Raw genomic sequence first — 13,920 nt, forward strand, 5'->3', positions numbered from 1 at the left:
AGGACTTACACACCAAACACCACACCAAACACCACCCAGGACAGCGCCACGCGCCCCAAGCGCGTGACCAGCACCCCAACACCAGACTCAACACGAAGCTGCTCGCATCCGCTATCCGGTTCCCGAACCCCCCACCACCCCGAAAGCCACACCCGTGAGGTGTGGCCAGCGGACCCGTGGTTGGATGGCTGGTTCGACCACGTTGCGGCGGCCATAGCGGTAGGGAAACGCCCGGACCCATCCCGAACCCGGAAGCTAAGCCCACCAGCGCCAAGGGTACTGCCGGGGCCACCCGGCGGGAGAGCAGGACACCGCCGCACCACCCATAAAGGCTTTGCTCCCGACACCTTCAGGTGCCGGGAGCAAAGCCATTTTAAACACCCCACCCCCCGGAACACGGGGGTGGGGCGTTTCCCATGCCCCCGCCAGGCAACCACACACCACCCAATAGACGCGCGCGGAAGCTGGGTGCTTTGCCGACGGCGCTCCAGACGGGCGTTTCCCTTTCTCCGCGAGAGCTGTGCGAAGCCACACCGCTACCGCTTGCCGACGATCGCCCGGGACTACAGGCGACCGGCCGCCTTCAAAGCGAGATACGCGTCCGCGAGAGCCGGAGCGAGACGGTCCGGGACGGCATCGACGACACAGACACCATGACGCTCCAGTTGCACCGCCGTCTGGCGACGGGCACCGAGGGCCAGTTCTGCCGAGGCTGCTGCGAAGACTGCTTCGGCTGTGCCGCGTCCTGCTGAGAGCTGGGCGATGCGGGGGTCCGCTACCGAGGCGACGATGACGTTGTGACGCGCTGTCAGGCGGCCGATCTTCGGGAGGAGGCCTTCGCTGATCGGGGCCGCGTCGATGCTCGTCAGCAGCACCACGAGGGATCTGCGCCGGACCCGGGTGACGAGGTACGTCGTGAGGCCGTCGGCGTCGAGCTCGATCAGCGAAGGCTCCAGACCTGCCATCTTGTCGCTGAACAGGGCGAGCGTGCGGCCTGGAGGTGCGCCGGTTACCGAGGCGCGCACCTGCTGGTCGTAGGCGAGCAGATCGACCCGGTCGCCGGCGCGTGTGGCGAGGGCTGCGAGCAGGAGTGCCGCGTCCATCGCCGAGTCCAGTCGGGGGACGTCGCCGACTCGTCCCGCCGATGTGCGGCCGGTGTCCAGCACGATGACCACGTGGCGGTCTCGCTCCGGCCGCCAGGTGCGCACCACGACGTCGTTTCTGCGCGCCGTGGCCCGCCAGTCGATCGATCGGACGTCATCGCCGATCACGTACTCACGCAGCGAATCGAACTCGCTGCCCTGGCCGCGCACCAGAACCGGTGTACGGCCGTCCGTCTCGTGCAGGCGGGCCAGCCGCGACGGCAGATGCTTGCGGCTCTCGAACGGCGGCAGCACACGCACTCGCCACGGCACTTCACGGGATGTCTGACGCCCCGCCAGCCTGAGTGGTCCGAGGGCGCGGATTGTTACCCGGTCGGGAACGCGGTCCCCGCGGCGCGTTGGGATGAGGACGGTGACGATGCGCTGCGCTGTTCCAGGTTCGATTTTCAGCTGGTGGCGAGGCTCGGCGGGCAGCTCGCCGACTTGGAGGGTCGTGTCCGACAGTCTTGGCTCGCGGTTGCCCGCGCTGGGAGTCCAGGCATCACGCAGCGTCCCGTGGAGGGCGCGGCTGCCGTCGTTTACGACGTCGAGGGCCACTGTGGCGCGCTCGCCGAGCCGCACGGTCGTGTCGCCGGACCGTTCGAGCCTTGTGTCGCGGAGTGACGCGGCAAGGTATGCGTCGGCTGCCACGACGCAGGCGAGCGCCACCTCATACGCGGCCAGGCCGACCCAGCCCGCCACGTGGAGCGCCCCCGTGGCCACCGCGACCAGGACCGAGCCGGCGGCAGCCAGCACCCCGGTCCGGCCGGTGAGCACGACGCCGCCGCGCGAGCGGGCACCAGGCATGTCGGTCGATCCTCCGCTTCCGGCGCTTCTTGTCTTGTTTGCTCTTACCGCGGCACCACGACGGAGGCGAGCACGCTGTCGATAACGGCGTCGGTCGACACGCCCTCAAGTTCGCTTTCCGGACGCAGCCGCACGCGATGCCGGAGCACCGGCCGCACCAGTGCTTTCACGTCGTCCGGGCTCACGTAGCTGCGTCCGGACAGCCAAGCCCACGCTCGCGCGGCGCTGAGAAGGGCGGTCGCGCCTCGCGGCGACACCCCGACCGACAGCGCCGGCGCCGTGCGCGTTGCCCGCACGACGTCGGCGATGTAGCCCAGCACCTCGGGTGTCACAGTGATCGCGCGCACGGCGGCCCGTCCGGCCTCGATCTGCGCACGCCCCGCGACCGGGCGCACCCCGGCATCAGCCAGCCGTCGCGGGTCGAAGCCCTCGGCGTGCCTGCGCAGCACCGCGATCTCCTCGTCGCGGCTCGGCATCGGGAGGATCAGCTTGAGCAGGAACCGGTCCAGCTGCGCCTCAGGCAGCGGATAGGTGCCTTCGAATTCCAACGGGTTCTGCGTCGCCGCCACCACGAACGGGAATGGCAGCGCCCGCGGCGAGCCGTCCACCGTGACCTGCCGCTCCTCCATCGCCTCAAGCAGCGCCGCCTGCGTCTTCGGCGGCGTCCGGTTGATCTCGTCGGCGAGCAAAAGGTTGGTGAACACCGGTCCCTCGCGGAACGAGAACTCCGCGGTGCGCGCGTCGTAGATGAGCGAGCCGGTGACGTCCCCCGGCATCAGATCCGGCGTGAACTGGACCCGCTTGGTGTCCAGGTCGAGCGCGGCGGCGAGGGAGCGCACCAGCAGCGTCTTCGCGACTCCGGGCACGCCCTCGAGCAGCACGTGTCCCTGGCACAGCAGTGCGATCACCAGCCCGGTCACCGCTGCGTCCTGGCCCACGACCGCCTTCCCCACCTCGGCGCGCACTGCTTGCAGCGCCCGCCGCGCCTCGTCGTGGGCAGGGCTGGCCGTGTCGGGCGTGCGGAGCGAAGCGGTCACGGCAGCTGGCGCGGAATCGACGGTCGTTGCTGCCAAGGTGCCTGATGCTCCATCAGGCGTAGGCGGCTGTAGTAGAGGCGGCGCCGCGTCAGACGGGCCGGCGTAAGGCGCTGCGGTATCGGGAAGCGATTCGGTCACGACGAGCGGACCTCCTTCTCCAGTTGGTCGAGGTGGTCCGCGAGCAGGACCAGTTCGGCTTCGGATTGCGGCGCCTCGCCCGCGAGCAGGTCGCCGATCAGCTCCGGGGCTGTTTCGAGGCGCGCCGCGACCGGTGCGACGAGCAGCGACGGATCCGCGTGGGCCCGCGCGGCCGGGATGCCGAAGTATCCGGCCAAGCGACTCGCCGTCGCCCGACGCAACAGCTCACCGGCGCGCCCATGGGCGTTCGCGCGGCGGTAAAGGCGCGCGTGCCCCTCTACCGTCTCCGCCGCCCTGACTTTGACCGGCAGCTCCTCGGTCACCACCCTGCCCATGCGGCGGGCTCGCCAGTACGCGGTGAGCAGCGCCGCCACGACCAGCTGGAGCAGCGCCCACCAGATCCATGACGGCATCAAGCTGGTCAGCGTGGGCTGGCTGCTGGATGCCTGCTGGGCGCCGGGCGACTCCGTCACCGTCGTCGGGTTCTGCTGGCCCGTCGCGCCGCCGCCGGGATTTCCGCCCGGACCGAGATCGCATCCGGCGCCGACACAGTTGAGCAGTCCGGGGTCCGAGATGAAGCTTGCCGCCCACCACATCAGGTGCGGATGCGCGCCGAAGATCCGCAATCCCAGCGCTGCGTTGCCCGCCGAGGCCAGGTACTGGTTCTCGAAGTACGCTGTGCTGCCGAGCGCGATCACGTCGCCGGTGCCTTGCGGGGATGCGACGTCCACCAGTGCGGGAGCGGCCTCGACCTGATAGCAGCCGATGGCCGGTGTTCCCGGGGCGATGGAAAAGGTCGCGGTGCCCTCCTCCAGATCGAGGTTCCCGGCCGCCGCCGCGTCGGGCTCGGCGCACGCCGGCTCAAGGGTCGTCGTCGATTGCGGAGACGCCGAGCTCTGAGCCACGCCGACGCCGCCAGTCAGCTGCGTCAGCGTGTCCGCGTTGTTGTTGAGGACGATGATCCGGCCGATGCCTGCGTTCGAGAGCTGTGCCAGCGTCGACTGGTCGGGGATTTCATCCGGGTCGATGACGAGCGTGACGTCCTGTGCGTCGCCGACGAGCGCGTCATCGGGGCTGGTGATCGGCGTGTACGAGACTCCCTGCTCGCCGAGCAGGTTGAGCAGCGCGTCGTCGCTGGACGGATTGGCCAGCGTGGTGGTGTCGACTCCATTCGACGGCGTGGGGCTCGCAGCGGCGAGTGCCGTCCCCGTCGCGCCGACCGACATGAGCAGCGCCGACAAACCCGCGATCGACGCGCGGACCGATGATCTCACCGGGCGCCGCCCGTCGGCGCAAGAGATTCGGGCCGGGCGGCACTCACGAGCTCGTCCACTTCCGAGATCAGCTGGTAGCCCTCCGCGGTCCCGACGAACTCGCCGTATTCGACGTCGTCGAAGGCCCGCGCCGCAGCCGTCAGCACCGACGCGTGTGCGGTCAGCAGCGCCCCGGCGTCGTGAGCGGCCTCGTCGGCGGTCCGGTCGACCCGTTCCGGCAGCAGCCCGCGCTCGTCCAAAGTGGCGATCACCGCGCGGAACCGCTCCCGGATCGCCTCCGCCCAGTCACCTGCTTCGGCCGCGAGCTCGGCAGCCCGCCGGTGCCGGGCCGCGCCGACCAGGACCTCTTGCGTGGCCGATGCGGCGGCCGCCTCTTTCGGAGGCTTCTTGGACTTCTTCTGCGTGCGCGGCCGGCCGAGCCAGCGCAGCAACAGCACGATCACGAGGACGAGCACGATCGCGGCGAGGATCACCAGCACGATCATCCCGGCGTGCCCGGCCGACGAGGTCTGGTGCGGAGGTGGAGGGGGTGAAGCGCCGACCGACGGCAGTTGCTGCGGTGGGCCTGTCGCCGGGCCCGTGTGGTACTTCGATTTCGCGAGTTCGCGCACCGCCATCTGGTGCGCTTGATCGCTGTTGACCACGACGGGCGCGTCCATGCGCACGCCTTTGTACTCCGCAGGCAACGTCACCGCCCCTTCCCGCCGCCGTTCGCGCGGGCGACGCGAGCCCAGGCGATGCGTATATCGAGGCCCTCGCGGCGAAAGCGGCGGTCGACGTACAACAGGGCGGCGACCGCGGCCCGAAACGGCACCGTGAGCGCGGAGAACAGGGCGGCGACCACGACGTCCGCGGCCAGCCACCAGTACGTCGACGAGTTGACCGGGTCGCCGTTCAGCAGATCGCTGATGCCGTGGTCATCGTAGATGGAGTACTGGAGCACGATCAGCGAGAGCGTCACCGCCGTCGTGATCGCGAGCGTCAGCAGGCTCGCCCACAGCACCCGCCAGCGCCCGGCCGAGACCAGCTTGCCACCTCGGCGCAGCGCAGAAGCCGGGCCGAGTCCCTCAAGCACACTGGCCGGAGCAGCGACCGCGAACTGCGCCGTGAACCAAAAGCACAGCGGCACGCCTACGACGATGAGCAGTGTGTATATGCCTGCATAGCTGCCAGAGGGATCGTTGGCTGCGGCGAGGGCGAGCACGACGAACAGCCCGGTGAAGATGACGCGCGGTATCGCGGTGATGGCCGCCAGAACGCACAGTCGCGGAATGCTGGGCGTGGCGGGACGGGCTCCGTTCGTTCCCTGCCCGTTGCCGCTGTTGCTCCCGTTGCTCCTGTTGCCGTCGATGTACTCCCTGACCGGTCGGGAGAGCAGCCCGGCCACGACGGTCGCCGCAAAGCCGCAGAAGACCGTCGGGATCAGCACGCTGACGGCGAATGCGCCGAACACCGCATCGGTACTCGTCTGGCCGTACTGCACCGTAGTCAAGCCGAAGTAGTCCGTCGTGATCAGCGGGTGGATCCGGATCGCCGACTTCATCGCCGCGTCGAACGCCCACAGCACGCCGAGCCCGACGAGCGCGCACACCCCCGCCACAGCCGAGGCCCGCGCGACCAGGCCAGTCCTCAACGCCCGCACCGCGCCGACCGCGCCGTCCAGCAACTCGAGAACGCCCAACGGCCGCAGCGGAATCGGGCGCACTCCCTCGAGCCTCCGCGCCCCCGTCGCGTCCGGCGCCGTGCTGCCCGTGCCGGGCGCCGCCGCCGGAACCGGGGGAGCTGGAGCCGGTGCGCTCGGCGCGGCCCAGGCCGCGGACACCTCTGCCATCCCCCATCCCTTCGGGGACCCCGCCACCGGGCCCCCACCCTGAACAGGTCCACATCCTGCCACGCCCGCGAACCCGGCTGCCACTGCGGTGTTAATGGTTCTTCCCGCCGACCAGGTCGCCGAGAAGAGCGGCAGTGTCAATGGCTCTTCAGCGTCAACGGTTCTTCTGGGGCGAGATCATCCGGGCGTTATTACCGCGCGACGGCGGAATGATGCGAAGATGAACGCCATGAAGGGACGTGTGCTCATCGTCGATGACGACACCGCGCTGGCCGAGATGCTCGGCATCGTGCTGCGTGGCGAGGGCTTCGAGACCGCGGCGGTGTCCGACGGTGACCGGGCGTTCGCGGCCTTCCGCGAATTCAAGCCGGATTTGGTGCTGCTCGACCTCATGCTGCCCGGCCGCGACGGCATCGACGTCTGCCGCCAGATCCGGGCCGAGTCGGGCGTGCCGATCGTGATGCTCACCGCGAAGAGCGACACGGTGGACGTCGTGGTCGGCCTCGAGTCCGGCGCCGACGACTACGTCATCAAGCCCTTCAAGCCCAAGGAACTGGTCGCCCGGGTCCGCGCGCGGCTGCGCCGGGCCGACGAGCCCAAGCCGGAGACCCTCAACATCGGCGACCTGTCCATCGACGTGGCCGGCCACTCGGTCAAGCGCGGCGGGGACTCGATCGCGCTGACCCCGCTGGAGTTCGACCTGCTGGTCGCCCTCGCCCGAAAGCCCTGGCAGGTCTTCACCCGCGAGGTGCTGCTCGAGCAGGTCTGGGGCTACCGGCACGCGGCAGACACCCGGCTGGTGAACGTGCACGTCCAGCGACTGCGCTCGAAGATCGAGCACGACCCGGAGAAGCCGGAGATCGTGATCACGGTCCGCGGCGTCGGCTACAAGGCCGGCCCCGCGTAACCCCGCCGCCGGATGCGGAACCTGGGATGCGCGGATTTGCGTCGTCCCTGGCGGGGGCGGGGTTACTGTGCCCTTAACAGCGGCGACGTGCGTTAGCCGGCTGCGAGACGTGGACCAGCAACGAGGTCTGGGCACAGAGCCAGGAACCGGCGGTGTGGAAAGTGGGCAGGACGATCGCGACGGAGGTGCGGCGCGCGCTCCGGTCGCTCGTGCACGCGGTCCACGACCTGCCCGCGCGCTGGCGCCGCTCGCTCCAGTTCCGCATCGTCTCGGTCACCATGGTGCTCTCCATGATCCTGGCCCTCGGCCTCGGCTACTTCATCGCGCGCCGGGTCGCCGACGGGATCGTGACCACCCGGCTGTCGGTCGCCCTCCAGACCGCGACTGAGGGGACGGACCAGGCGAGGCAGCTGCTGTCGGCCAAGAGCGTCGACGCCTCCGCCGAGGCCTACCTCCTCGCCACCAGCCTGGTCAGCCAGCTGTGCAGCGGTTCGGCCGGGGGCACCCAGTTCCAGGTCATGGTCACCGTGCAGAAGGGCGGCGAGCCCCAGTCGGCGCCGGCGACCTGCTACAACCTGGTGGCCGACTCCGTCCCCGCCGACCTGGTCAAGTCGGTCGGGCAGGATCCGAAGAACGGCTACCACGCCTTCGCCGACGTCGCCTACCAGCTGTCCGGGCAACCGCAGAGCGTCAAGCACGCCGTCGTGTTCGGCCAGTCGATCGCGGTCAACGACTACGGCACCGTCTTCCAGGCGCAGATCTACTACGCCTTCCCGCTCGGCCAGGACGAGCAGACCCTGCAACTGGTCGAACTGTCCCTGGTGCTGGCCGGGATCGTGCTGGTCCTGGCTCTGGTCGGGATCGCCTGGTTCGTCACCCGGCAGATCGTGATGCCGGTCCGGATGGCCGCGAGCATCGCCGAGCGCCTGGCCGCCGGCCGCCTCGAGGAGCGGATGCGGGTGCGCGGCGAGGACGACCTCGCCTCGCTTGCCTCCTCGTTCAACAAGATGGCGGCGAACCTGCAGAGCCAGATCCGCAGGCTGGAGGAGCTGTCGCGGGTGCAGCGCCGCTTCGTCTCGGACGTCTCGCACGAGCTGCGCACCCCGCTGACGACCGTCCGCATGGCCGCCGACCTGCTGCACGAGGAGCGCGAGACGTTCCCGCCCGCGGTCGCCCGCTCCGCCGAGCTGCTGCAGAACCAGCTGGACCGGTTCGAGGAGCTGCTGGCCGACCTGCTGGAGATCAGCCGCTTCGACGCCGGTGCGGCCATCCTCGACGCCGAACCGGTCGACCTGCGGGACCTGGTGCGGCGAGTGGTCGACAGCAGCGCGCCGCTGGTCGAGCGCAAGGGCGGCGCGGTCGTGGTCAGCGCCCCGGACGAGCCGTGCGTCGCCGAGGTGGACGCCCGCCGGATCGACCGAATCCTGCGCAACCTGGTGGTCAACGCGATCGAGCATGGGGAGAGCCGCGACGTGGTGGTCACCGTGGCCACGTCCGAGGACGCCGTCGCCGTCGCGGTGCGCGATCACGGCGTCGGCCTGCGCCCCGGTGAGTCGTCCCTGGTGTTCAACCGCTTCTGGCGGGCCGACCCGGCGCGCGCCCGCACCACAGGAGGCACCGGGCTCGGCCTCGCGATCGCGCTCGAGGACGCCCGGCTGCACCACGGCTGGCTCCAGGCCTGGGGCGAACCCGGCGGCGGCTCGCAGTTCCGGCTCACCGTCCCGCGCAATCCGCGGATCGAGCTGCTGCGCTCGCCGATCCCGCTGGAACCGGAGGACTCAAGCCACCACCGCGATCGCCAGCGCCGCAGCTCTGTGCCCGCTCCGCCCGTGCGCGCCGCCGCGCCGGACGCGGGAACCGGGGGAATCCGATGATCGCCCGCCGCCTCCATTCGCCGATGCCCCGCCGCCGCGCCCTCCTCATCGCACTGGCCGCCCCGCTGCTGACCGCGCTGGTCGCGGGCTGCGTCGACCTGCCGACCAACTCCGGGGTCATCAAAGACACCAGCCAGCCGACCTCGAACGGCGGCGAAGCCGTGCGGATATGGCCGGCCGCCCACGGACCCTCGTCCACCGACTCCCCGCTCGCCGTCCTGGAGGGCTTCCTGCAGACCGCGGCGAGCGACGAGCCGGACCCGGACGCCGCCCAGCAGTACCTGAGCGGTCACGCGCGCGCGAGCTGGGACCCCGACACCGTCATCGTCTTCAGTTCCGAGAGCAGCGCGAACCCGGTCTCCGGCCAGCCCGACGAGTTCGAGATCAAGGCGGTCGAGGTCGGGCAGGTCGACCCCGGCGGCCGGTACACGCCGACCACGCAGCCCAAGCAGGAGTCGTACTTCTTTCACGTCGCGGGCGATTCGAAGACCGGTTATCACATCGACGAGGTGCCCCCGGGCTTCGGCATCCCGCTGACGCAGGAGGCGTTCCGCTCCTACTACACCCCGTACAGCGTCTACTACGTGGACGGCCAGCCCGGCACGAACAGCATGATCCCGGACCCGGTCTATCTTCGCGCCGCGCTCGTCGACCAGGACGCGGCGGCCCGGCTCGCCGGCATCGTCCTGGCCGGGGCGCCGTCCCAGTACGACGGTGTGGCGCAGGCGGCCGTCACCGGGCTGCACCTGGCCAACGTCACCATCACGCAGGCGGAGGTCGCGCAGGTCACCATCAAGCCGCAGAACTTCTGCCTCCCGACCTCGCACGTCTCGTGCGACCGGCTGGCCGAGGAACTGCTCGCCACCTTCGTCGGCGTCAGCTCCATCTCCTCGGTCGACATCTACGACCAGGCGCTCGGACCTCAGATGCGGCTCGGCCACGCGGACAACGTCCAGGACGTCCTGGCTAAGTACCACGTCACGCTCAACGCCTCGAAGCCGACGCGCACCGCCGACTTCTACTTCATCGAGCCGCCGGGGGCCAAGAACGACCCGAACGCCGGGCACGTCATGGCCAAACTGGGCGCCCGGACGCTCGCCATACCGTCCCAGGTGGGGCCGTCCACCATGAAGTACGGGCAGCTCGCCCTCGGCGTCGACGGGTCGACCAGACAACCGGTCCTCGCGCTGACCGACGTGAACGGTGCCAACCTCTACCTCGGCACGCCCGGATCCGCCGAGGTTCCGGCCTTGGTGTACAGCGGCGCCGGGATCAAATCGCTGAGCTGGGACGTGTTCGGGCATCTGTGGTTCATCGCCACGGTCTCGGGGCAGCCGACGCTGTTCCGCGTGGACACGAACGTCAACGGGGCCGCGCAGAAGCAGTCGGTCATCGTCGAGCTCCCGCCGGGTGACGGGGCGATCCAGCAGGTCTCGGTCGCCGCGGACGGCCGCCGCGTCGCGCTCGTCTACGCGGACGCCGTCGGCGCGCTGGCGCTCTCGGTCGGCGTCGAGCTCAACACCGGCTCGCAGCTCTACCTCAACCTGGCCGACGGGTCGACCCAGCCGATCCTCGACGGCTGGGCGACGATCGGCGACGTCGAGTGGAACAGCAGCCAGACCCTGGCGATCCTCGGTGCCGAGCAGGGCAGCGTGTCCTCGACCATCGCCGAGGTCTACACCGACGGCTCGCCGGTGTTCACCCCGACCGACCTCAACGCGGTCACCATCGCCCCGCCGATCTTCACCGCGTCGATCGCCTGGAGCGGATCCGGCGGCCTGCTCGCCGCGTACCAGGACGCGTCGAGCGGGAGCCTGCAGATCGCGACCTACTCGCCCAGCCTCGGCAACTGGCAGAACCCCATTCCCGGAATCTCGCCCTCATACTCATTCTGACCGGCCTATTCTCTCTATATGGGACAAGTCCTGACGAACCGTCAGGTGAGGCGGCGTCAGGCCGGGCACTGGTGGACGACGCTGCTCGATCTCGTGCTGCCCGCCGAGTGCGCGGGCTGCGGGCATACCGGCAGCCGCGACGTGGTGGACGGACTTTGTCCCGGCTGCGCCCTCGCGCTGACCGGGCCGCCTCGGCTGGTGCGTCCGCAGCGCAGGCCGGCCGGGTTCCCGGGCGTCCACGCGCTGGCGCCGTACCATGACCCGATTCCCGAGATCGTCATCGCGCACAAGGAGCGCGGCCGCATCGATCTGGCCAGGCCGCTCGGCCGGCAGCTGGCGCGGGCGGTGCTCGCCGCGGCGGGTAGCGAGCCCGAGTTCTGGCTGATCCCGGCGCCGTCTGCGGGCCGGTCGACTCGCAAGCGCGGTCACGATCCGGTCCGCCGCATGGCCCGTTCCGCAGCCCGTGAACTGAGGGCGCGCGGCCGAGTCGCGAACGTGCTTCCGGCGCTCAGGCACGTACGGACGGTCGCCGACCAGGCCGGGCTGGACCGATGGCAGCGGGCCCAGAACCTCGCCGGGGCCCTCGGCGTCCGCGGCACCGCCGCCGATTTGGTGCTGCTGCGGCCTGCCGTGCTTGTGGATGACGTCGTGACCAGTGGCGCGACGCTCGCCGAGGCGGCGCGGGCGTTGCGCGCGGCGGGTGGGCGGCCGATCGGCGCCGCGGTGCTCGGCGCGACCGGGTTCAGTGGCAGTTGATGTGCAGCGGCAGTGAATGTGCTCCGCCTAAATCACTCATCGCTGATGAACGGGATGGTTCGAGCCGGTTCGACGAGCCCGGCTCGGGCCTGCTAGCGCGCGTGGCACCGGCGCGCAAGGAGCGCGCAGGCATCCGCTGACGATTCACCCGCTTGGCCGAGCGTGACACTGGGCATCTACCGTTCATGGCCTGCCGGGATTACGTTCATCCCCAAGACAACGGGGAATCTCCCCTTTATCGGCGGACCGGCCGGAACCCGGCGCCGTTCCCGAATCGTTACCCCCTCCACAGCCGGAAGTTTCCGGCATACGGTTGATATCCAGACCACCCCAGAAGGAGGCGGTGCCCCCTCCCCCTGGAAGACCCGTACTCACCCGCGGGTACGGCGTCGGCAGTCCCTTGACATGCGAAACGATAAGGAGACGCGGTGGACATCGTGGTGAAGGGCCGCAAGGCCGAGGTGACGGAGCGGTTCCGCAAGCACGTGGTGGAGAAGCTCTCGCGGATCGAGCGGTTCGACGGCAAGACGATGAGCCTCGACGTGGAGCTGTCCCGCGAGCGCAACCCCCGCCAGGCGGAACGGTGCGACCGGATCGAGATCACCATGCGCACGCGTGGACCGGTGGTGCGGGCCGAGGCCTGCGCGGCCGACCCCTACGCCGCCCTGGACCTCGCCGCCGCGAAGCTCGAGGCCCAGCTGCGCCGGGCCGCCGACCGCCGCCGGATCCACCACGGGCGCCACAGTCCGGTCTCCGTGGCCATCGCCACCGCCGCGCTGGCCGAGCTCGAGGCCGAGGAGATCAGCGCGCAGCTGAACGGCCAGGGCAAGAGCCGCCACGAGGAAAGCCACGAGGAGAAGCGGGTCCACCGCGCCGGGCCGATCGAGGTCGAGGGCGACGGGCCGATGGTGGTGCGGGAGAAGACGCACAGCGCGCCGGCGATGGACCTGTGCCAGGCGCTGTACGAGATGGAGCTGGTCGGCCACGACTTCTACCTGTTCGTGGACGCCGAGAGCAAGCTACCGTCCGTCGTATATAGGCGTAAGGGATACGACTACGGAGTGATCCACCTGGAGGAGAACGGCGCCGCGCACTACGCCGACGGCCAGGCCGGGGCCGAGGTGGCGGCTCCGGCGGACGCGCGTATGCACGCCGCCTGACGATCGAGAGCAGACAGTGGCCGTTCCCGCCGCCGGTACGCACGGCGGCGGGAACGGCCCGGGACCGTGTGGAAAGGGGAAAATTGACGCGAGGACCCGGGGAGCACGGCATGCGCGCTGGTGGGGTGGCACTGTCCTGTGCGGCGTTGCGCCAGCTATTATCAGGTTTCACCGATACTGTGCGATGATGACCCGGTCACCCAGCGTATCCGGCGGCGGGCCGGAAGTGACGGCGCGCGGCGGGGCCGGACCGGGCCGATCCAGATCCAGGGGGTACGGACAGGTGGCCCAATCCGAATCCGCGCAGGTGGGGACCACCGGGGAGGCGATCCCGCAGCAGGCGCCCCGCGCGCCGCGGCCGGGCGGCGACCCGATCCGGGTGCTGCTCGTCGACGACCACGCGCTGTTGCGCCGGGGGCTCGACATCGTGCTGCAGCAGGAGTCCGACATCGAGGTGGTCGGCGAGGCGGGCGACGGCAGCGAGGCGGTGGCGAAGGCCGGCGAACTGTTGCCCGACGTGGTCCTACTGGACGTGAAGATGCCCAAGCGCGGCGGCATCGGCGGCGGGATCGAGGCGGCCGCCGCGATCAAGGAGATCGCCCCGTCCACCCGGATCGTCATGCTCACGATGAGCGACGAGGAGGCGGACCTCTACGAGGCGATCAAGGCCGGGGCTACCGGCTATCTGCTCAAGGAGATCCCGCCGCACGAGATCGCCGACTCGATCCGGGCGGTCGCCGGCGGCCAGTCGCTGATCACCCCGTCCATGGCCACCAAGCTGATCAGCGAGTTCGCCACCCTGGCCAAGCACGGCGAGGAGAAGCGCGAACAGGGACCACCAGCGCCGAAGCTGACCGACCGCGAGCTCGAGGTGCTCAAGCTGATCGCCACCGGCGCGAACAACAGCAAGATCGCCAAGACCCTCTTCATCAGCGAGAACACGGTCAAGAACCATGTGCGCAACATCCTGGAGAAGCTCCAGCTGCACTCCCGGATGGAGGCCGTGATGTACGCGGTGCGGGAGAAGATCCTCGACCTGCCGTGAACCGCGCCCGGATCGCGCCCGACCGCGGCGTGATCTCTCGCGCGACGCCTGGTG

General features: G+C 70.1%; 11 protein-coding genes and 1 rRNA gene. 7 read left to right on the forward strand and 5 right to left on the reverse strand.

Annotated features, from left to right (window positions below; translation table 11 throughout):
- Positions 1-203: 203 nt before the first annotated feature.
- Positions 204-320, forward strand: a 5S ribosomal RNA gene (rrf, locus tag VGZ32_RS04745).
- 243 nt (positions 321-563) lie between these two features.
- Here the strand turns inward: rrf and VGZ32_RS04750 are convergent.
- The 5 genes from VGZ32_RS04750 to VGZ32_RS04770 form a co-directional block, all read right to left on the reverse strand.
- The gene (locus VGZ32_RS04750; RefSeq protein ID WP_326884573.1) at positions 564-1,949 is read right to left on the reverse strand and encodes a DUF58 domain-containing protein; all 1,386 of its coding nucleotides are present in this window, start codon (positions 1,947-1,949) and stop codon (positions 564-566) included.
- 44 nt (positions 1,950-1,993) lie between these two features.
- Complete coding sequence (locus VGZ32_RS04755; protein WP_326884574.1) at positions 1,994-2,986, reverse strand: MoxR family ATPase; 993 nt, start codon at positions 2,984-2,986, stop codon at positions 1,994-1,996.
- Between the two features lie 134 nt (positions 2,987-3,120).
- Positions 3,121-4,398 carry a DUF4350 domain-containing protein gene (locus tag VGZ32_RS04760; protein WP_326884575.1) on the reverse strand — a complete coding sequence of 426 codons (1,278 nt, stop codon included), beginning with the start codon at positions 4,396-4,398 and terminating at the stop codon, positions 3,121-3,123.
- Entirely contained in the window at positions 4,395-5,057 is a 663-nt protein-coding gene (locus VGZ32_RS04765) for a DUF4129 domain-containing protein (RefSeq protein WP_326884576.1), read from the reverse strand. The genes VGZ32_RS04760 and VGZ32_RS04765 overlap by 4 nt, the downstream gene beginning before the upstream one ends.
- Positions 5,058-5,086: 29 nt before the next feature.
- A complete protein-coding gene (locus VGZ32_RS04770; RefSeq protein ID WP_326884577.1) occupies positions 5,087-6,229 on the reverse strand; it encodes a hypothetical protein in 1,143 nt (380 codons plus the stop codon).
- 229 nt (positions 6,230-6,458) lie between these two features.
- Here VGZ32_RS04770 and mtrA point away from each other — a divergent pair, with 229 nt between their 5' ends.
- The 6 genes from mtrA (at position 6,459) to VGZ32_RS04800 (ending at position 13,866) form a co-directional block, all read left to right on the forward strand.
- Positions 6,459-7,136 (forward strand): MtrAB system response regulator MtrA, encoded by a 678-nt coding sequence (mtrA, locus tag VGZ32_RS04775; RefSeq protein WP_331683374.1) that lies wholly within the window; start codon positions 6,459-6,461, stop codon positions 7,134-7,136.
- A gap of 161 nt (positions 7,137-7,297) precedes the next feature.
- Positions 7,298-9,010 (forward strand): MtrAB system histidine kinase MtrB, encoded by a 1,713-nt coding sequence (gene mtrB, locus VGZ32_RS04780; RefSeq protein ID WP_326884579.1) that lies wholly within the window; start codon positions 7,298-7,300, stop codon positions 9,008-9,010.
- Between the two features lie 23 nt (positions 9,011-9,033).
- Entirely contained in the window at positions 9,034-10,905 is a 1,872-nt protein-coding gene (locus VGZ32_RS04785) for an LpqB family beta-propeller domain-containing protein (protein ID WP_326884580.1), read from the forward strand.
- An 18-nt stretch (positions 10,906-10,923) separates the two neighbouring features.
- Positions 10,924-11,661, forward strand: a complete 738-nt coding sequence (locus tag VGZ32_RS04790; protein ID WP_326884582.1) for a hypothetical protein — start codon at positions 10,924-10,926, stop codon at positions 11,659-11,661.
- Between the two features lie 428 nt (positions 11,662-12,089).
- The gene (gene hpf / locus VGZ32_RS04795; protein WP_326884583.1) at positions 12,090-12,821 is read left to right on the forward strand and encodes a ribosome hibernation-promoting factor, HPF/YfiA family; all 732 of its coding nucleotides are present in this window, start codon (positions 12,090-12,092) and stop codon (positions 12,819-12,821) included.
- A 283-nt stretch (positions 12,822-13,104) separates the two neighbouring features.
- Positions 13,105-13,866 (forward strand): response regulator transcription factor, encoded by a 762-nt coding sequence (locus VGZ32_RS04800; protein WP_326884584.1) that lies wholly within the window; start codon positions 13,105-13,107, stop codon positions 13,864-13,866.
- Positions 13,867-13,920: the final 54 nt, after the last annotated feature.

The organism is Actinocrinis sp. (assembly GCF_035938995.1).
Taxonomy (GTDB): Bacteria; Actinomycetota; Actinomycetes; order Streptomycetales; family Catenulisporaceae; genus DASZGI01.

Coding starts and splice junctions, on each gene's coding strand:
- VGZ32_RS04750 (WP_326884573.1), bottom strand. CDS start 1,949: ATGCCTGGTGCCCGCTCGCGCGGCGGCGTCGTGCTCACCGGCCGGACC.
- VGZ32_RS04785 (WP_326884580.1), top strand. CDS start 9,034: ATGCCCCGCCGCCGCGCCCTCCTCATCGCACTGGCCGCCCCGCTGCTG.
- VGZ32_RS04790 (WP_326884582.1), top strand. CDS start 10,924: ATGGGACAAGTCCTGACGAACCGTCAGGTGAGGCGGCGTCAGGCCGGG.
- VGZ32_RS04770 (WP_326884577.1), bottom strand. CDS start 6,229: ATGGCAGAGGTGTCCGCGGCCTGGGCCGCGCCGAGCGCACCGGCTCCA.
- mtrA (WP_331683374.1), top strand. CDS start 6,459: ATGAAGGGACGTGTGCTCATCGTCGATGACGACACCGCGCTGGCCGAG.
- VGZ32_RS04765 (WP_326884576.1), bottom strand. CDS start 5,057: ATGGACGCGCCCGTCGTGGTCAACAGCGATCAAGCGCACCAGATGGCG.